The following is a 17,911-nucleotide window of genomic DNA, read 5'->3' as shown; positions in this document are numbered from 1 at the left end:
ACCTAGCTAACCCCGTTTTTCAATCAGAGGCCGGCCTTGGCGGCTGGGCGAGCGCGGCAGGCGTCGAGCCAGCGGGCGAGGTGGGTGAACTCCTCGGGCGGCCGGTATTTCACCAGCCGGGCGAAATCGAGCCCGACCGCACCGACGATGTCGGCGATGGTGAACCGGTCCAGAGCGATGAACTCATGGTCCGCCAAATGGCGGTCCAGGGTCTTCATGAAGCGCTCGGCCGACAGGCGGTTGTAGTCCGCCACCTGGGGCTGCTGCGTCGCCTCCAGCACGGCCAGGGCCGGGTGGGTCAGGCGCACGTTCAGCATGATCGGATTGGCCAGATAGAACTCGCAGCGGCGGGTCCACATCTCGACGATGGCCTGTTCGCGCGGGTCGTGGCCGAACAGGTTGGGCTCGGGATACAGCGCCTCCAGATAGCGGCAGATGGCGACGGACTCCGACACCACCGTGCCGTCATCGAGCTCCAGGGCCGGGACGTGGGGCACGCCGACCTTGGCGCGGTAGTCGGGCGTCTTGTGGTCGCCGGACATGATGTCGACCTGGACGATCTCGACGTCCTCGATGCCCTTTTCGGCCATGACCCAGCGGACACGGCGGGGATTGGGGGCGCGGAAGGAGTCGTAGAGCTTCATCGCGGTCAGCCTTTGCGGTTCAGCCGAATATGGAGGCCGGCATCGCGCCCACAACCGCCGCCGTCATGGCAGTGGCCAGGAAACCGGCGAACAGGGCTTTCCACACCATGCCCAGGACCTCCTCCCGACGTTCGGGGATCAGGACGGACAGGCCCGTCACGGTGATGCCGACCGAGCCGATATTGGCGAAGCCGCACAGAGCATAGGTCATCAGCATGCGGGTCCGCTCGCTGATCTCGCCGACCGGGATCTCGCCCAGGCGGATGAAGGCCACGAACTCGGTCAGGGTCAGTTTGACGCCGAGCAGCAGCCCCGCCGGGCCCGCCTCGGCCCAGTCGACCCCGATCAGCCAGGCCAGGGGCATGAACATCCAGCCCAGCAGACGCTCCACCGTCACCGGCGCATCGAACAGCCAGAAGCCGCCGATCATCACGTTGACCAGGGCGACCAGGGCCACGAACACGATCAGCACGGCCGAGATGTTCAGCACCACCATCAGGCCGTCGGCCGTGCCCTTGACGATGGCGTCGATGGCCGAGTCGTACTTCAGGGCCGAGCCGTAGTCGGCGACCGCCCCGCCCTGCCCCGGCGTCTCCGGGATGATGATCCGGGCCAGCAGCACGCCGGCGGGGGCCGAGACGATCGAGGCGACCAGCACGTGACCCGCCGCATTGGGGAGGGTCGCCGAAAGGATCGAAGCGTAGGCGACCATGGTCGAGCCGGCCACGGTGGCCAGGCCCACGACCATCATCAGAAAGATCTCCGACCGGGTCAGCTTGTCCAGATAGGCGCGGATGACGATCGGGCTTTCGATCATGCCGAGGAAGATGTTGGCGGCCACCGCGAGGGCCGAGGCGCCGCCCAGCCCCATGGTCTTCTGGAACAGAAAGCCGAAGCCCAGCGTGATCCACTTCAGGATGCGCCAGTGCCACAGCAGGGCCGACAGGGCGGAGATCACCAGGATCAGCGGCAGGACGTAGAAGGCGAAGGTAAACAGGCCGCCCTCATTGGTCACGGCATAGGGCTGGGCCCCGCCGGCCAGATAGCCGAACACGAACTTGGTGCCCTCGGCCGTGGCCAGGGCCAGGCCGTCGACCGCGCCGGTCACCGCCGCCAGCACGCCCTGCGATCCGGGAATGGCGAACAAGGCCAGCACCAGCAGGGCCTGAACCCCGATCGCGCCCAGGGTCAGCCGCCAGGGAAACCGGGCCCGATTCTCGGACACCAGCCAACAGACGGCGACGATAACGACGAGGCCGAGCAGGCTCTGGAGGTTCAGTGTGCTGAACATCGGTGGTGGTCTCTCCCGGGTCCATTCCGGGCGGACCTGCGGTGTCGCTTGAACGCGACTGCGGCGCGGGCTGCAAGCCCCTTAAGCGGTGCCCTGCGCATCGATGGCGTCGGCGGCCTCGGCAATGGCCTGCCAGACACGGTCCAGGTCGGCGGCGTCGATACAGTAGGGCGGCATCACATAGACGGTGTCGCCGAGGGGGCGGAGCAGCAGGTCGCGCTCGGCGAAGAAGGCCTTCAGCCACGGCCCCCGACCGGACAGATAGCCGCCGCGCGCCTCGTCGAAATCGACCGCCGCGATGGTCCCCAGGCGGCGCGGGTTCGACAGGGCGGGATGGTCGGCGATGCGGTCCAGCCCCGCCTGCTGCGCCGCGCCGAGCGCCGCGACACGCGCCAGCACCGGCTCCTCGCACCAGATCGCCAGGTTCTCGGCCGCCACGGCGCAGGCAAGGGGATTGGCGGTGTAGCTGGACGAGTGAAAGAACATGCGCGCCCGGTCGGTCGAGCGATGGGCTTCGAAGATCGGGGCGGTGGCCAGGGTCGCGGCCAGGGGCAGGGCCCCGCCGGTCAGGCCCTTGGACAGGCACAGGATATCGGGCGACACCCCGGCCTGGTCGCAGGCCAGCAGGGTACCGGTTCGCCCCCAGCCGGTCATGACCTCGTCGGCGATGAACAGCACCCCGTGACGGGCGCAGATCTCGGCATAGGCCCGCAGGGTCTCGGCGGCATAGATCAGCATGCCGCCGGCCCCGAGGATCAGGGGCTCGACGATGAAGGCGGCCGGCCGGAGCTCCTGTCGGCACAAGGCGTCCAGGGCGTCGAGGCTGGCCTGTTCGGCCCCTGCAGCTGGGAACGGAACGGTCGCCACGTCGAACAGCAGGGGGGCATAGGCCTGGTTGAACACCCCGCGCTCGCCCACCGACATCGTGCCTATCGTGTCGCCGTGATAGCTGTGCTGCATCACCACGATGCGGTGACGGGGCTGGCCGATATTGGCCCAAAAGCCCAGCGCCATCTTCAGCGCCACCTCCACGGCCGTCGATCCGCTGTCGGAATAGAAGACGTGCTTCAGGGGCTCGGGGGTGATCTCGACCAGGCCGCGCGCCAGGGTCTCGGCCGGTTCATGGGTCCAGCCGGCGAAGATGATCTGGTCGAAGCGTTCGCTGGCCGAGCGGATCGCGGCCTGCAGACGCGGATGGCTGTGGCCGTGGGTGATGACCCACCAGCTGGAGATGGCGTCGATCACGCGGCGGCCGTCGGCGGTGTGCAGGCAGGCGCCCTCGGTGCGCATCACCTCGGGGATCGGCTCTTTCAGGCCGTGCTGGGTGAAGGGATGCCAGACCGGGCTCATGCGAAATCGCCGACGTCGAACCCGGAGGCGAAGCCGGTGCGAAGCGTCTCCGGCGTCAGGCTCTCGAGCCAGGGCAGCCGCCCCAGCCGCTTGACCCGACCGAAGCGGACGATGGCCTCTTCCGAACTGTCGTTCGCGGCACCGATGAAGGCGACGCCCAGGACCGGCGCGCCGCGCCCGCGTAGAACCTCCAGCGTCATCAGGCTGTGGTTGATGGTCCCCAGCGCGGTCGAGGCGCAGACCACCACCGGCAGGCCCCAGCGGGCGAAAACGTCGGCGAACAGGACCTCGTCGTTCAGCGGCACCAGCGCCCCGCCCGCCCCCTCGATCACCAGGGGGCGGTCGCAGGCGGGCAGGATCAGGGCGTCGGCGTCTATGCGGACGCCCTCCAGATCGGCGGCATGATGTGGCGAGGCCGGGGTCCGCAGCCGCCAGGCCTCGGGCAGGATACGGTCGTCGGGCAGGCCGGTCAGGGCCGCGACGCGCTGGGCGTCGGTGCCGTCCTCCAGCCCCGCCTGCACCGGCTTCCAGTAGCAGCCGTCGAGCGCCTGGGTCAGGGCGGCGGCTAAGACGGTCTTGCCGATGTCGGTGTTGGTGCCGGTGACGACGAACCGGCTCATGTCGCGAGCTCCAGCAAGGGCTGCATCGCCTCAACAAGCGCTTCCACGTCGGCCATCTCCACGTTCAGCGTCAGGGACAGCCGCAGCCGCGCGGTGCCCGCCGGGACGGTCGGCGGACGGATGCCGCGCACGTCGAAACCCCGGGCCTGAAGCGCCTGCGCCACCGCCATGGTGCGACCGTCGTCGCCCAGCACGACCGGGATGATCTGCGATCCGGTCGGGGCGATGCCCAGCCGGTCGGCGAGAAGGCCCCCCGCCTCGGCCATCAGCGTCGCCTGGCGCGCCTGACGAGTCTCGTCCTGCATCAGGGTCAGGGCCGCGCGGCAGGTGGCGGCCATCAGCGGCGACGGGGCGGTCGAGAAGATGAAGCCCCGGCCCCGGTTGATCAGGAAGTCGATCACCGTCCGGTCGGCGCAGACCAGGGCCCCCTCGCAGCCCAGGGCCTTGCCGCAGGTGCGCAGGGTGATGATGTTCTCCCGCCCCTCGAGGCCTGCCGCCAGACCGCGTCCGCCGGGGCCGAACACCCCCGTCGCATGGGCCTCGTCGATCAGCAGGAAGGCGTCGTGGCGGTCGGCGAGGACGGCCAGGTCGGCCAACGGCGCGCGATCGCCGTCCATCGAATACAGGCTCTCGACCGCGATCCAGACGCGACCGACGCCCCCGCGCGCGCGCCATTGCAGGATGACGACCTCGAAGGCATCGGCGTCGTTGTGGGGGACCGACACGGCTTCCGCGCGGCCGAGCCGCATGCCCTCATGGGCGCTGGCGTGGATCAGGGCGTCGTGGACGATCAGATCGCCCCGCTGCGGCAGGGTCGCCAGCAACGCCGCATTGGCCGCATAGCCGGACGAGAAATACAGGGCGGCGGCGCTGCCGAAGACGGCGGCGGCCTCCGCTTCCAGCGCCTCATGCTCCGGGTGATTACCGCGCAGCAGACGCGAGCCGCCCGACCCGACCGGCACGCCGCGCGCCAGGGCCTCGGCCACGGCATTGCGCAATGCGGGCGACGCGGCCAGGCCCAGATAGTCGTTGGAGGCGAAGTCGCGCCCCGCCCGCGGGGCGAGGCGTCGCAGGCGGTGGGCGTCCGCCAGGCCGTCCAGATGCGCGCGGTGCCCGTCCAGCAGGACCGAACGGGACCGCGTCGCCTCAAGCGGTGTCAGCGTCCAGCTCAGGACTGGCGCCGCACCAGTTTGCCGTAGTCGTCCATCAGGGTCAGCGACAGGTCGCCCGGCGTGAAGCTGTACTCGCCGATCGACTGGACCGGCGTGACCTCGGCGGCCGAGCCGGTCAGGAAGCACTCGCTGAAGGTCGACAGCTCTTCCGGACGGATGTGGCGCACGACGACCTCGATGCCCTTGGCCTGGGCGATGTCGATGACTGTCTGGCGGGTGATGCCGTTCAGGATGTGGGTCACGTCGGGGGTGTGGATCACCCCGTCCTGGACGAAGAAGACGTTCGCCCCGGTGGCCTCGGCGACATAGCCGCGCCAGTCCAGCATCATGGCGTCGGAGAAGCCACGCCGCTCGGCCGCGTTCTTTGACATGGTGCAGATCATGTACAGGCCGGCGGCCTTGGCCGTGGTCGGGGCGGTCGCGGGATCGGGGCGGCGCCATTTGGCCCATTCCAGCTTGATGCCCTTCTTTTTGACCTCGGGGTCGAAATAGCTGGGCCAGTCCCACACGGCGATGGCGACGTGGACCTTGTTGTTCAGGGCCGAGACACTGACCTGTTCGGGCCCGAGGTAGGCGACGGGGCGGACATAGGCGTCCTCCATGCCCATGCGGGCGCAGGTTTCCTTGCAGGCCGCGTCGATCTCGGCCACGCTGTACGGCAGGGAGAAGTCCAGCAGTTCCGCCGACCGCGCCAGACGTTCGGAGTGCTGGGTCAGCTTGAAGATTTCGCCGCCATACATACGCTCACCCTCGAACACCGACGAGCCGTAGTGCAGGGCATGGGTCAGAACGTGCGTTTTCGCTTCCCGCCAGGGCACGAAATCGCCATCCATCCAGATCCAGCCGTCACGATCGTCGAAAGGAACCAAGGCCATTGAACAACGTCTCCTGCGTAGATTTCCCGGTTAGAACGTCCCAAAGGCCTGAGGTCAACGCCGGGGCGCGTGGAATCGTGGGAGCAGAGGCATGAGTGCGGGTCGTTCGGGGCCGGTCGCCGGGGCGGGCGTGGGTCGCCATCTGCTGATCGTCGACGACGACGACCGGATTCGCGAACTGCTGAAGGAATACCTGGCGCGCGAAGGCTATCGCGTCACCGGGGCCGCCCACGCCGCCGCGGCGCGGCGGCTGATGGAGCTGATCGAGTTCGATCTGGTGGTGCTGGACGTGATGATGCCGGGCGAGAGCGGGCTGGAGCTGACCACCTGGGTGCGGTCCAAGGCGCAGCTGTCGAAGACGCCGGTGTTGCTGCTGACCGCGCGGGGCGAGGCAGCCGACCGGATCGACGGCCTGTCGCGCGGGGCCGACGACTATATGGGCAAGCCCTTCGATCCCAAGGAATTGAGCCTGCGCATCGACGCCATCCTGAGGCGGACCGGGGTCAAGCCGATCATGCCGCGCGAGATCCGCCTGGGTACCGCCATGTTCGATCTGGAGCGGCTGGAACTGACGCGGGATGGGCAGCCGATGCGGCTGACGGAGGCCGAGGGGCAGTTGCTGAAAACCCTGGCCCTGCACGCCCATGCCCCGGTCGAGCGGATGGACCTGTCGCCCGACACGGCCGACATCACCGGCCGCGCCGTCGATGTTCAGGTGACCCGGCTGCGGCGCAAGCTGGAGGCGGACCCGAAGAACCCGCGCTATCTGCAGACCGTGCGCGGCATCGGCTATATGCTGGCCCCGGACTGACGCCATGCGGCTGATCCCCTTCCCCGTCATCGCGCGCGTGCTGAAGCGGCGGCTGCCGACGACGCTGTGGGGCCGGTCGCTGCTGATCATCGTGCTGCCCATCCTGATCATGCAGGGGGCGGTGACCTGGGCCTTCTTCGACCTGCACTGGCAGACGGTCACGGCCCGGCTGTCGGAGGGCCTGGCCGGCGACGTGGCCTGGGCGGCTGAAAGCTATCGCGAGGATCCCACGCCGGCCAATCTGGCGGCCATCGCCGACCAGGGCGAGCGGTCGATGCAACTGTCCATCGCCATGCGCCCGGGCGCCACCCTGCCCGGCCCGGCGCGACGGGGCCCCATCGGCGTGATTGACCGGGCGCTGGAAGGCGCGCTGGCGAGCCGGCTGGATCAGCCGTTCTGGTTCAATACCACCCGCTATCCTGCCTATGTCGACATCCAGGTGCAGCAGCCCGACGGGGTCATGCGGATCATCGCCCCGCGCGAGCGGGCGGTGGCGACCCAGGCCCATATCTTCGTGCTGTGGCTGATGGTGGCGACGGTGCTGCTGATGGGCGTGGCCATCCTGTTCATCCGCAATCAGGTCCGGGCCATCGAGCGGCTGGCGGAGGCGGCCGAGGCCTTCGGACGCGGCGAGATGTCCCCGCGGTTCAAGCCGCATGGGGCCAAGGAGGTCCGGCAGGCGGCCGTCGCCTTCCTGGCCATGCGGGACCGGATCCAGCGCCATATCGAGCAGCGCACCGCCCTGCTGGCCTCGGTCAGCCACGACCTGCGCACGCCCCTGACCCGACTGCGGCTGGAACTGGCCCTGGCCCCGGCCTTCAAACGCTCGAGCGCCATGAAGGGCGATCTGGACGAGATGGAGCATATGATCGACGAATACCTGGCCTTCGCCAAGGGCGAGGCGGGCGAGCCGACCCAGGCCGTCGATGTGGCGGCCCTGCTGAAGGCGGCGGGCGAGGACGTGAAGCGCGCCGGAGCCGAGGTCGAGATCGCCGCCCCCGACACCCTGACCGCCTCGTTGCGCCCCATGGCCTTCAAGCGGGCCCTGACCAATCTGGCGGGCAATGCGGCGGCCCATGGCGAGCACGTACGGCTGACGGCGCGAGCCCTGACCTCCGGCGGGTTCGAGATCGCGGTCGAGGATGACGGACCCGGCATTCCCGACGACATGCACGAAGAGGCCTTTCGGCCCTTCAGCCGCCTGGACGCCAGCCGCAATCAGAACCGCAAGGGCGTCGGGCTCGGGCTGGCCATCGCGCGCGACGTGGCCCGGGGACACGGGGGCGACATCACCCTGGCCCGCAGCGAGCTGGGCGGACTGCGGGCGCTGATCCGGCTGCCGGGCTGAGGGCCGATCACATTTCGGCGCGGAGACTGGCGAAGAGGCCGCGCCGAGCGCATCTTCGAGACACACCGTTCAGGAGATGGTCATGCGCCGCCTTGTCTCGATTACCCCCTTCGCCCTCGCCTTCGGACTGGCGGTTTCGCCGGCCTCCGCCCAGACGCCACAGGTCAATGTGACCGTCGGCGGGGACCTGGTCGAGGCGGCAGAGGGTCTGGGGCAACGCGACGTGGACCTTCAGGTCGAGCGGCTGACCACCGTCGTGTCCCGCGAACTGGCCCGCCGGGGCGGTCTGGAAGGGGCGCAGGTCAATCTGGTGCTGACCGACCTCAAGCCCAATCGCCCGACCTTCGAACAGGTCGGAAATCGGCCCGGTCTCTCGGTCTTCGACAGCATCTCGATCGGCGGAGCCACGATCGAGGGCGAGGTCGTCACCGTCGACGGGCAGCGGCTGCCGGTTCGCTATTCCCGCTATTCCACCAGCCTGGCGGACGTCTACGGCTTCGGCACCTGGCAGGACGCCGATCGCGCCTATAGCCGGCTGGCCAGCAACCTGGCCTCAGGCCGGCTGGTGTCCCGCTAACCCCTTCGACCGTGCGACCGCCGCGGCGACCGCGGCGCGGGCTGCCGTGTTCAGATCGGGGTCCAGGGCCTCGAGCCCCGCGCGGGTCACGCCGCCGGGCGAGGCGATGCGGTCGATCAGGGCATCGAGCGCGGTCTCGGTGACGGCCCCCGCCCCCGCTGAGCGAAGAGCGCCGCGCGTGAGGCGGATGGCGGTATCCAGCGGCAAGCCCGCATCGGCTCCGGCCACCGCCAGCGCCTGGGCCAGGGCATAGAAGAAGGCCGGAGCGCAGCCGGAGACGGCTGTGGCCGCATCGATGAGCGCCTCGCCCTCAAGATCGACGGCGTCCGCGACCGGATCGAACAGGGCGTGGGCCAGGGCGCGGGCGGCGGGATCCGCCGACCAGATCGCCGCCACGCCCTGGGCCTGGGCCACGGCGGTCGTGGGCATGACGCGGACCACCGGGCGCCCCGGGACGGCGGCGGCGATGTCCTCGCCCCGGATGCCCGCCATGACGGACACCACGACGGTCGCCGGCGGAAGGGTGGACAGAAGCGGCGCGAGCGCCTGGCGCCAGGTCGACGGCTTGACCGCGATCACGAGGGCGGCCGTGCCCGCTGGAACGACGGGCTGGTCCGCCCGGGTCAGGATCGTCAGGTCGGGGGCGGTCCCCGTCAGCCGCCAGCCCTCGGCCATGGCCGACCCGAGCCGGCCGTGACCGAGAAGGGTGACCGCGCCGAGGACCACGTCAGGCCGTGCCGACGGTCTCGAACAGGCAGGAGTCGATCGCGTCCTGGGGCTTCTTGTTGCCGCGGATCATGAAGTCGAAGGCGGGATAATAACGGTCCGCCGCCTCGATCGCCGCGTCGATCATGGACGCGGCCTGGGCCAGGGTCGGGCGCTCGCCCAGCGGCAAGGCGAGTGAGTGGCGGAAGACGATCTCGCCGTCCTCGGCCCAGACCTCGAAATGCCCCATCCAGGTGCGCTGGTTGACCATCGACACCAGTTCATAGGCCGCGGTGCGGCGCGACTTGGCGGCGCGCAGATCGAGGGCGCAGCATAGCTGAAGGCAGTCGCCCTCGGGCCGCCAGGCGAACCACAGCTCATAGTCCTTCCAGTCCCCGGCGAGGGCGAAGGCCAGATCGCCGTCGTCCGTCCGGTCGAACGGCAGGTTCTCGGCATTCAGGACATGTTCGACAACGTCGAGGGGGTCAAACGGGACGTCGACGTCTTGTCCAACAGCATCCATCAGGAAAACTCGATCTCGCAGGAGGTCGGCCGCGACTCGGCAGCCTTAAGGCGACGGTAAGCGTGTTCGCAGATTCGGCTCAACCGGCTGCGTCCGGAAGACGAGTTCCATCTGTGGAGGTTCCCGTATCCGGCGCTGCAACCTTGGCCGCAGCAGCCTTCTGAAGCTCGGCCACCTCGGCGCGCAGGGCCGTGATCTGGGCCTTCAGGATGTCGAACTCGTCGCGACGGACCAGATCCATTTCGGCGGCCAGACGATCGGATTGGGCGCGGAAGGCGGCCTTGGCCTCGTCGCCGGCCGCCTGGGCCAGGCCCATGGCGCTGGTCGAGAGCTTGGCGAACTCGTCGAGGAAGGGGTTGCGGGTCTGCATGGTACGGCTCCGGCCCACGAAGCGGGCGTCGTTAAGGGAGGGTTGCCTGATATGGTGAACGAAACCTTACCGGACCACCCCTGATCCCGCCCAAACCGGGCCGAAACGTGTCACGCTCGCGCGACGCATCGACCCTTGCTAAAGGGCGATCCGAAACCGTTGCGGAGCCTCAGTCGTGCCCTTTCCCGAGTTCGACCCGGTCCTGATCCACCTGGGGCCTCTGCCGATCCGCTGGTATGCGCTGGCCTATGTGATGGGCATCGTCCTGGGCTGGGTCTATGCGGCGCGGATTCTGAAGAGCGAGCGCGTCTGGGCCCCCGGCAAGGCGCCCATCACCACGGTCCAGCTGGACGATCTGGTGCTGTGGATCACGCTGGGCATCATCCTGGGCGGGCGGTTCGGCTATGCCCTGTTCTACAAGCCGGAGCTCTATGCCCAGCTGTTCACCGGCGGGACGCTGGGCGAGCGGTTCGAGCTGTTGCAGCTGTGGACCGGCGGCATGTCGTTCCATGGCGGCTTCCTCGGCGTCTGCCTGGCCATCTTCTTCTTCGCCCGCAAGCACCAGGCCAATCTGCTGAGCCTGGGGGATGCGATCGCGCCGGTCACGACGATCGGCCTGTTGTTCGGGCGACTGGCCAACTTCATCAACGGCGAGCTGTGGGGCCGGACGACCGACGTGCCCTGGGCGGTCCGGTTCTGCAATGCGCGCATCGAGCAGCTCTACGGCTTCTGCCCCGCCGGCAACGAACCGCGCCACCCCAGCCAGCTGTATGAGGCGGGGCTGGAAGGCATCGTGCTGCTGAGCATCCTGTCGCTCGCCGTCTGGAAATGGCAGCTGCTGACCAAGCCCGGCTATGTCACCGGCCTGTTCCTGGTCGGCTATGGCCTGACGCGGGCTTCGCTGGAGACGGTGCGCCAGCCCGACGTGGGGCTGGACCAGCTGCCGTTCGGGCTGACCATGGGCATGATCCTGTCGATCCCGATGATCCTGATCGGGGCCTGGCTGATCCGCCGGGCCTGGATGCGTCCCCCCGTCGGGGCCACGGAGCCGGCGGCGGCCTGATGGCGCTGAAGGACAGGCTGGCGCGCGAGATCGCCCTGACCGGGCCGATGACGGTGGCCGACTACGTCACCCGCTGCCTGCACGACCCGACCGACGGCTACTATGCGACCCGGCCGGCCCTCGGCGAAGGCGGGGATTTCATCACCGCCCCGCTGATCAGCCAGATGTTCGGCGAACTGATCGGCCTGTGGGCGGTCGAGACCTGGCAGAGGCTGGGCGCGCCTGAGCGGTTCCGGCTGGTCGAGGTCGGGCCGGGCGACGGCACGCTGATGGACGACGCCCTGCGCGCCGCCCGGGTCGTCCCGGGCTTCCTGGAGGCGTGCGACCTGATCCTGATCGAACCCAGCGCCCCCCTGCGGGCGGTGCAGGCCCGGCGGCTGGCCCAGGCGGACGTCGCGCCACGCTGGGTCCGGACGTTGGGGGCGATCGAGACCGACGCCCCGGTCATCCTGATCGCCAATGAGGTGCTGGACTGTCTGCCGGCGCGGCAGTTCGTGAAGACGCAGGGCGGCTGGGCCGAGCGGCGGGTCGGGGTCACCGATGACGGGGGACTGACCTTCGGTCTGGTCGGCATCACCGGCGGCTTCGAACGGCCCGGCTTCGCGGTCGAGCCGGGTCAGGTGATCGAGACGTCGGAGCAGCAGGCGGCCTTCGGGCGAGACCTGGCGACCCTGGTGTCCGAGACCTCGGGGGCCGCGCTGCTGATCGACTATGGGCGCGATCGGCCGGGCGTCGGCGACACGCTGCAGGCCCTGCGGCGGCACGCGAAGGTGGACCCGCTGGACACTCCCGGCGAGGCGGACGTGACCCAGTGGGCGGACTTTCCGGCGGTGCTGGAAGCGGCGCTGCGGACCGGTGCGGACGTCACCGGCTGCCTCGGCCAGGGCGCGTTCCTGCACCGGCTGGGGATCGAGGCGCGGGCCGAACGGCTGGCCCGGGGACGACCCGAGGCGGCGGCGGTGATCGGGCGTCAGCTGGCCCGACTGACAGCACCGGACCAGATGGGCGAGCTGTTCAAGGCGGCGGCGATCTTCTCGCCGCGCCGCTTGGCCGTGCCGGGGTTCGAGACATGATCGACCGGCCCTCTCCCATCACCCATCCCCTGCTGGACCGGGCAGGCGTGAGGCACGGCTTCTTCACCCGACAGGGCGGGGTCTCGACCGGACTGTACGCGGGCCTGAACGCCGGCCTGGGGTCGGCGGACGATGCGGGGGCCGTGGCCGAAAACCGGCGGCGCGTGGCCGAGGCTATGGGCGGGGCGGCCGACGACCTGGCCAACTGTTACCAGATCCATTCGGCTATAACGCGAGTGGCGACCGGGCCCTGGGACGGCGAGCGGCCGGAGGGGGATGCGGTGGTGACGGCGACCTCAGGCGCAATCTGCGCCGTGCTGACAGCCGACTGCGCCCCGATCCTGCTGGCGGATGCCGAGGCCGGGGTGGTCGGGGCGGTCCATGCCGGATGGAAGGGGGCCCTGACCGGCGTGATCCACTCTGCCGTCACGGCCATGGTCGCCCTGGGAGCCCGCCTGGATCGGACGGTGGCCGTGGTCGGCCCCTGTATCGCCCCGGCCAGCTATGAGGTCGGTGCCGATTTCCAGGACCGGTTCGAACATCACGACGCCGGGGCCGGCCGGTTCTTCGCGCCGGGGGCCGAGGTCGACAAGCGGATGTTCGACCTGCCCGGCTTCGTGCTTTGGCGGCTGGACCAGGCCGGGGTCGCAGAGGCCGCCTGGACCGGTCACGACACCTGCGTGGACGCGGATCGGTTCTATTCCAACCGGCGGGCGCACCGGGCGGGAGAGCCGGACTTCGGCCGGCTGATGTCGGCGATCCGCCTGAGATGATACGGGTCGGCGTGACACGCGCGGTTCGCGTGTCTGGCGGCGGAACATTGGCGCAACGGGCGGGTTGAGCAGCGCAGCCTTCCAGGAGCCCCGGCCGTGCCGAAGCCTATGAGTCCCGTCCCGGGCGTCGCCCCTCTCGTCGGCGGCCCCACGCCTCGCCCCGAAACCGGCCGCCGCCTGAAACCCAGCCCCACCCTGATCGCGGCGCTCGCCTGCCGACGGATCACGGACGGCCCCGAGCACGTCATCCTGGTGACCACCAGCGAAGCCCGAGCCGACGACATCGGACGGGTCCTGGCCGCGATGGCGGGGGAGGCTGTGGAGGTGATGGCCCTGCCGCCCTGGGACTGCCTGCCCTACGATCACGCCTCGCCTTCGCGCGAGAGCCAGGGCCGCCGTCTGCTCGTGCTCGACCGCCTGGAGCGGGCGTCCGGCAAGGTCGTCCTGGTGGTGTCGCCCGAGGCTGCGATGCAGCGCCTGCCGCCCCGGACCGCATCGCAGGCGTCTTTCGATCTTCGTGTCGGCGAGCCGCTCGACCGCGACGCGCTCAAGGCCTTCGCCGATCGGACGGGCTATGTCGTGGACGACCGGGTGGATGAGCCGGGCGAGATCGCCTTTCTCGGCGAGGTGATCGATCTTTTTCCTGCCGCGGCGGACCGCCCGGTGCGCGCGTCCCTGGTCGACGAGCGGATCGAGACCCTGAAATGGTACGACCCGATCACCCAGCGCACCGAGGACGCGATCGACCGGCTCACGCTGCAGGGGGCTTCCGAGCTGCATCTTTCCGACGATGAGATCCGCGAACCCGGCATCGAACACGGGCTGGCGCGTGTCGCCGGCACTCTCGAAACCCTGTTCGAGCGTATGGACGCGGCGACCGTGCTGGTGGAAGCCGATGCGGCGCAACGCTGTGGCCGCTTCCTCGCTCAGGTGGCCGAGGCCCATGAGACGGCGCGGGTCTTCGGCGGGGCGGACGTCGCGCCCGCAGCTCCCTCGGCCCTCTACCTGTCGGAATTGGAGGCCGATGCAGCCTTGGCGCGCGGCGAGGCGATCGATGCCGGGGACGTCGCGGATCCCCTGCCCGCCTTCGCCACCGAACGTCGCCCGGGCAAGGCGCTCGCGGCCTATATCCAGGATCAGTCGATCAAGGGACGACGTATCGTGCTGAGCGCGACAGCGCCGGAGCTGCAGGCGATGCGGCGGCTTCTGGCCCGCCAGACGGTCGACGTCCCGTCCTCGCCGTCCCGCTGGGACGAGATCGTCGCGGCCGGCTCCGGAAGCGTCTCGACCTTCGTCGCCGATCCCTCGGCCGGCTTCGACGACGCGGACCTCGACCTCACCGTCCTGACGGCCACGGAAGTTCTGGGCGGACGTCTCGGGCCATCGCGCACGACCGCGCAGATCCTGTCCGGCGAGATCGAACTGCGGACGGGCGATGTCGTCATCCACGAGGACCACGGTCTGGGGGTTCTGACGGCCCTCGAGCGTGTGACGGTCGGCGGCTTCGAACGTGACGTCCTGAGACTGGCGTACCATGGGGGGACGACCGTCCTGGCTCCGGTCGAGGACCTGGGTCGGGTCTGGCGCTACGGCTCCGAGCCCGACGCCGTGACCCTGGACCGGATCGGCGCCGACGCCTGGCGCAAGCGGCGCGCCGAGGTCAGCGCCCAGATCGACGAGACCGCCCAGCGACTGGTGGTCCTGACCCGCGAACGGGATGAGGCGGCGGCCGACCCGGTAACACCGCCGGCCGCGGCCTATGCCGCCTTCGCCAGCCGTTTCCCCTTTCCCGAGTCGCCGGACCAGACCGCCGCGATCGCGGGCGTGCTCGACGACCTGGCCTCCGGGCGACCCATGAACCGATTGGTGTGCGGCGACGTCGGCTTCGGCAAGACCGAGGTGGCCCTGCGGGCAGCCGCGGCGGTTGCTTTGGCCGGACGCCAGGTGATGGTGGCCGCGCCGACGACGGTGCTGGCGCGCCAGCACTACGAGACCTTCCGACGACGCTTCAAGGAGATCGGGATCGAGGTCGCGCATCTGTCCCGGCTGGTGGACGGTGCCGAAGCCAAGGCGGTCAAGGCGGGTCTGGCGGACGGCAGCGTCCGCGTCGTCGTGGGCACCCAGACCCTGGCGGGCGATACGATCACTTTCGCGGATCTGGGTCTGGTCGTCATCGACGAGGAACAGAGGTTCGGTGCCAAGATGAAGGACGCGCTCCGCGCCCAGGCCCCGCACGCCCTGACCATGACGGCCACGCCGATCCCGAAGACCTTGCAGAGCGCCCTCGTCGGTCTGCTCGACGTCAGCGTGATCGCCAGCCCGCCTGCCCGCCGGCGCCCCATCCGGACCGCCCTGGCGGCCTTCGACGCCGCCTCCCTGCGCACGGCCCTGCTGCGCGAGAAGCGCCGGCGCGGTCAGGCCTTCGTCGTCTGCCCCCGCATCGAGGACCTGGAGCCGATGCAGGCCCGGTTGCAGACGCTCGTGCCCGAACTGTCGGTGACTGTCGCGCATGGCAAGATGTCGCCCGCCGAGGTCGACGACGCCATGGTGGGCTTCGCCGAAGGACGCGGAGACATCCTGCTGGCCACCAACATCATCGAGAGCGGTCTGGACGTGCCGCGGGCCAACACCATGGTGGTCTGGCGGCCGGACCGTTTCGGCCTGGCGCAGTTGCACCAGCTGAGGGGGCGCGTCGGCCGCGGGCGGATGCAGGGGTTCGCCTTCCTGCTGACGGACCCGGAAGACGAGGTGTCCGATTCGACCCGGGCGCGGCTCAGCGCCCTGGAGGCCTTCGACCGCCTGGGGTCGGGGTTCGCGATCAGCGCCCGCGACCTCGACATGAGGGGCGGCGGCGATCTGGTCGGAGACGATCAGGCCGGTCACATGCGCATGATCGGGGCGGCGCTGTATCAGCAGGTGCTCGAGCGCGCCGTCAGGCTCGCGCGCGGCGAAGAGGCGATTCCGCCGCCCGCTCCGCTGAAGGTCGACGAGACCGCCTTCATCCCGGAGGCCTTCATTCCCGACGCGACCCTGCGCATCAACCTCTACGCTCGGCTGTCGCAGGTGACGTCTCCCGCAGCCGTCGACGCGCTCGAGGACGAGATCGCCGACCGGTTCGGCCCGCCGCCGCCCGAGGTCGTGAAGCTGCTCGGGGCGGCCCGGATCGGGGCCATGGCCGCCGAGGCGGGGGTCACCGCCATCGCCTCGGGCCCCAAGGCGACGGCCTTTACCCTGGCCCGGGCCCAGGCGGTCCGGCTGCGGGAAAGCCTGCCGGCGGAAGGGTTCGGCCGTTGGTCCGAAGACCGGCTGGTCTTCGATGCGGACGACACGCCGCATGATGAGGCCTTCGTCACCTCGATCCTGACCCGGCTGGCGGCCTGAGGCGCGCCGGGCCGGGCCGGGTCGGACGCGATCCTGGATCAGCCCTCGGCTTCGTCCTCGACGACGCTGTTCTGGAAGTACGGCTCGACCGGGCCCTGAAGCTTGACGGTCAGGGCATTGCCCTTGCGGTCCACGGCCTTGCCGACGGCGAGCCGGACCCAGCCCTCGGAAACGCAGTATTCCTCGACGTTGGTCTTTTCCTCGCCCTTGAACTTGATGCCCACGCCGCGCGCCAGCACGTCGGCGTCATGGTGGGGGCTGGAAGGGTTGACCGAGAGGCGGTCGGGGGGCGTGTCGGACATGGTCGGGCCTTCAGAGGCGGAGGAAGCGGAGGCGGGTGATACCCTCCCCCGCTGTCGGTGCCAACTGTGCGCGGTGGCTACTGCACCGACTGGCGCGGCGCGGTGGGGTTCGACGGCGGCGGGGCCGTCGGGGCGGTCGGCGCGTACGGCTGGGCCCCCGTGGTCGCCGAGGCCTGGGCAGCGGCCGGGGGCCGGGGGTTGGAGCGCGTCGGCGTCGAGGCCTGACGCGCCGCCCGGGGCGCAGGACGGGCCTGGGGGGTGCGGTTGGCGGCGGGCTGGGCGGTCGGGGCCGCGGCAGCGGTCGCCGGGGCGGCAGGCGTCGCCGCTGGGGGCGTGGCAGGGGCAGCGGCGGCGGTCTGGGTCGGGGCGGGTGCCACGGCGGCGGCCGCGGCGGCGCGGGCGGCCAGCTGCTGGGCCTGGAAGCGACGGGCCAGTTTCTCCGTCAGCTCGCGGGCGGCCGGGGCCGGCATCTGGGCCATGATGGCGGACAGGCCGCGCGGACGCATGGCGGCGGCGATGGGCAGCCGCACGCTGTCGTCCAAAGTGGCGAAGACGGCGGCCGCCTCGCGCGGACGCATGGCGGCATAGACGGCCACCAGGCGATCGGTCTCGGCCTTCTGGCGCTCGTCGACCTGACCCAACAGGGTCTGGACCTCGGCCTTGATGGCATTCAGGGCCTGGACCTTGGCGTCCAGCTTGGCCTCGGCGGCGACCATCAGCGGCAGGGTCGTGGCGAAATCGGCGTCGCGGACGTCCAGCTCGGTGCGGCGGGCCGAAAGGGACTGGATGATGCGCAGCTCCGCCGGAGAGATGCCGGCCTGCTGGGCCAGCTGTTCGGGCGTCAGGGCGCAGACGGCCGGGGCCGGACGCGGTGCCGGGGGGGCGGCCGCCTCGCCGACGGCGGTGCCGGCGTCCTCGGCCCAGGCCTGGGCCCCGGCCAGCAGGCCCGGTCCGGCCCCCACGGCGCGCACGGCCACGACCCCGCCAATGGCGATGGCGATCAGGGGCAGGAGGCGCGGCAGCTTGGCCATTC

At 70.3% G+C, this 17,911-nt stretch carries 18 protein-coding genes; 7 read left to right on the top strand and 11 right to left on the bottom strand.

Going from position 1 to position 17,911, the window contains the following annotated elements; genetic code table 11:
• Nucleotides 1–23: 23 nt before the first annotated feature.
• From BZG35_RS05890 to BZG35_RS05865, 6 genes are all read right to left on the bottom strand, one after another.
• Nucleotides 24–644 (bottom strand): glutathione S-transferase family protein, encoded by a 621-nt coding sequence (locus tag BZG35_RS05890; protein WP_077354805.1) that lies wholly within the window; start codon nucleotides 642–644, stop codon nucleotides 24–26.
• A gap of 19 nt (nucleotides 645–663) precedes the next feature.
• On the bottom strand, nucleotides 664–1,935 hold the full coding sequence (locus BZG35_RS05885) for a NupC/NupG family nucleoside CNT transporter (RefSeq protein WP_077354804.1): 1,272 nt from the start codon (nucleotides 1,933–1,935) through the stop codon (nucleotides 664–666).
• An 81-nt stretch (nucleotides 1,936–2,016) separates the two neighbouring features.
• Nucleotides 2,017–3,285, bottom strand: a complete 1,269-nt coding sequence (locus BZG35_RS05880; protein WP_077354803.1) for an adenosylmethionine--8-amino-7-oxononanoate transaminase — start codon at nucleotides 3,283–3,285, stop codon at nucleotides 2,017–2,019.
• Nucleotides 3,282–3,905: a dethiobiotin synthase gene (gene bioD / locus BZG35_RS05875; RefSeq protein ID WP_077354802.1), complete on the bottom strand. Its 624-nt coding sequence runs from the start codon at nucleotides 3,903–3,905 to the stop codon at nucleotides 3,282–3,284. Before bioD ends, BZG35_RS05880 begins: the two co-directional genes overlap by 4 nt.
• Nucleotides 3,902–5,005: an 8-amino-7-oxononanoate synthase gene (locus tag BZG35_RS05870; RefSeq protein ID WP_256364151.1), complete on the bottom strand. Its 1,104-nt coding sequence runs from the start codon at nucleotides 5,003–5,005 to the stop codon at nucleotides 3,902–3,904. Before BZG35_RS05870 ends, bioD begins: the two co-directional genes overlap by 4 nt.
• A 68-nt stretch (nucleotides 5,006–5,073) precedes the next feature.
• Nucleotides 5,074–5,952: a branched-chain amino acid aminotransferase gene (locus BZG35_RS05865; RefSeq protein ID WP_077354801.1), complete on the bottom strand. Its 879-nt coding sequence runs from the start codon at nucleotides 5,950–5,952 to the stop codon at nucleotides 5,074–5,076.
• Nucleotides 5,953–6,043: 91 nt separating this feature from the next.
• Between BZG35_RS05865 and BZG35_RS05860 the strand changes: the two genes are divergently transcribed.
• The 3 genes from BZG35_RS05860 to BZG35_RS05850 all read left to right on the top strand — a co-directional run bounded on the left by BZG35_RS05860 (nucleotide 6,044) and on the right by BZG35_RS05850 (nucleotide 8,688).
• Entirely contained in the window at nucleotides 6,044–6,763 is a 720-nt protein-coding gene (locus tag BZG35_RS05860) for a response regulator (RefSeq protein WP_077354800.1), read from the top strand.
• A 4-nt stretch (nucleotides 6,764–6,767) separates the two neighbouring features.
• Nucleotides 6,768–8,111: an ATP-binding protein gene (locus tag BZG35_RS05855; protein ID WP_077354799.1), complete on the top strand. Its 1,344-nt coding sequence runs from the start codon at nucleotides 6,768–6,770 to the stop codon at nucleotides 8,109–8,111.
• An 82-nt stretch (nucleotides 8,112–8,193) separates the two neighbouring features.
• Entirely contained in the window at nucleotides 8,194–8,688 is a 495-nt protein-coding gene (locus BZG35_RS05850) for a hypothetical protein (protein ID WP_077357867.1), read from the top strand.
• Here BZG35_RS05850 and BZG35_RS05845 read toward each other — a convergent pair.
• The 3 genes from BZG35_RS05845 to BZG35_RS05835 form a co-directional block, all read right to left on the bottom strand.
• Complete coding sequence (locus BZG35_RS05845; RefSeq protein ID WP_253189281.1) at nucleotides 8,665–9,414, bottom strand: pyrroline-5-carboxylate reductase; 750 nt, start codon at nucleotides 9,412–9,414, stop codon at nucleotides 8,665–8,667. The two genes, BZG35_RS05850 and BZG35_RS05845, sit on opposite strands and share 24 nt — an antisense overlap.
• 1 nt (nucleotide 9,415) lies before the next feature.
• Nucleotides 9,416–9,916 carry a YbjN domain-containing protein gene (locus tag BZG35_RS05840; RefSeq protein WP_077354798.1) on the bottom strand — a complete coding sequence of 167 codons (501 nt, stop codon included), beginning with the start codon at nucleotides 9,914–9,916 and terminating at the stop codon, nucleotides 9,416–9,418.
• 79 nt (nucleotides 9,917–9,995) lie between these two features.
• Complete coding sequence (locus BZG35_RS05835; RefSeq protein ID WP_077354797.1) at nucleotides 9,996–10,286, bottom strand: accessory factor UbiK family protein; 291 nt, start codon at nucleotides 10,284–10,286, stop codon at nucleotides 9,996–9,998.
• A 175-nt stretch (nucleotides 10,287–10,461) separates the two neighbouring features.
• Here BZG35_RS05835 and lgt point away from each other — a divergent pair, with 175 nt between their 5' ends.
• The 4 genes from lgt (at nucleotide 10,462) to BZG35_RS05815 (ending at nucleotide 16,576) form a co-directional block, all read left to right on the top strand.
• A complete protein-coding gene (lgt, locus tag BZG35_RS05830; RefSeq protein ID WP_077354796.1) occupies nucleotides 10,462–11,349 on the top strand; it encodes a prolipoprotein diacylglyceryl transferase in 888 nt (295 codons plus the stop codon).
• Complete coding sequence (locus BZG35_RS05825; RefSeq protein WP_077354795.1) at nucleotides 11,349–12,422, top strand: class I SAM-dependent methyltransferase; 1,074 nt, start codon at nucleotides 11,349–11,351, stop codon at nucleotides 12,420–12,422. The genes lgt and BZG35_RS05825 overlap by 1 nt, the downstream gene beginning before the upstream one ends.
• On the top strand, nucleotides 12,419–13,195 hold the full coding sequence (gene pgeF / locus BZG35_RS05820; RefSeq protein ID WP_077354794.1) for a peptidoglycan editing factor PgeF: 777 nt from the start codon (nucleotides 12,419–12,421) through the stop codon (nucleotides 13,193–13,195). Before BZG35_RS05825 ends, pgeF begins: the two co-directional genes overlap by 4 nt.
• 96 nt (nucleotides 13,196–13,291) lie before the next feature.
• Nucleotides 13,292–16,576 carry a DEAD/DEAH box helicase gene (locus BZG35_RS05815; protein WP_150125954.1) on the top strand — a complete coding sequence of 1,095 codons (3,285 nt, stop codon included), beginning with the start codon at nucleotides 13,292–13,294 and terminating at the stop codon, nucleotides 16,574–16,576.
• A 38-nt stretch (nucleotides 16,577–16,614) separates the two neighbouring features.
• On the opposite strand, the gene BZG35_RS05810 is transcribed toward BZG35_RS05815, so the two are convergent.
• The gene (locus BZG35_RS05810; RefSeq protein ID WP_077354792.1) at nucleotides 16,615–16,878 is read right to left on the bottom strand and encodes a DUF3297 family protein; all 264 of its coding nucleotides are present in this window, start codon (nucleotides 16,876–16,878) and stop codon (nucleotides 16,615–16,617) included.
• A 77-nt stretch (nucleotides 16,879–16,955) separates the two neighbouring features.
• The gene (locus BZG35_RS05805; protein ID WP_077354791.1) at nucleotides 16,956–17,909 is read right to left on the bottom strand and encodes a MotE family protein; all 954 of its coding nucleotides are present in this window, start codon (nucleotides 17,907–17,909) and stop codon (nucleotides 16,956–16,958) included.
• Nucleotides 17,910–17,911 lie beyond the last annotated feature (2 nt).

Origin of the sequence: Brevundimonas sp. LM2, assembly GCF_002002865.1 — a bacterium.
GTDB lineage: Bacteria > Pseudomonadota > Alphaproteobacteria > Caulobacterales > Caulobacteraceae > Brevundimonas.
The sequence above is the reverse complement of the archived record's forward strand: the minus strand, read 5'-3'. Positions and strand labels throughout refer to the sequence as shown.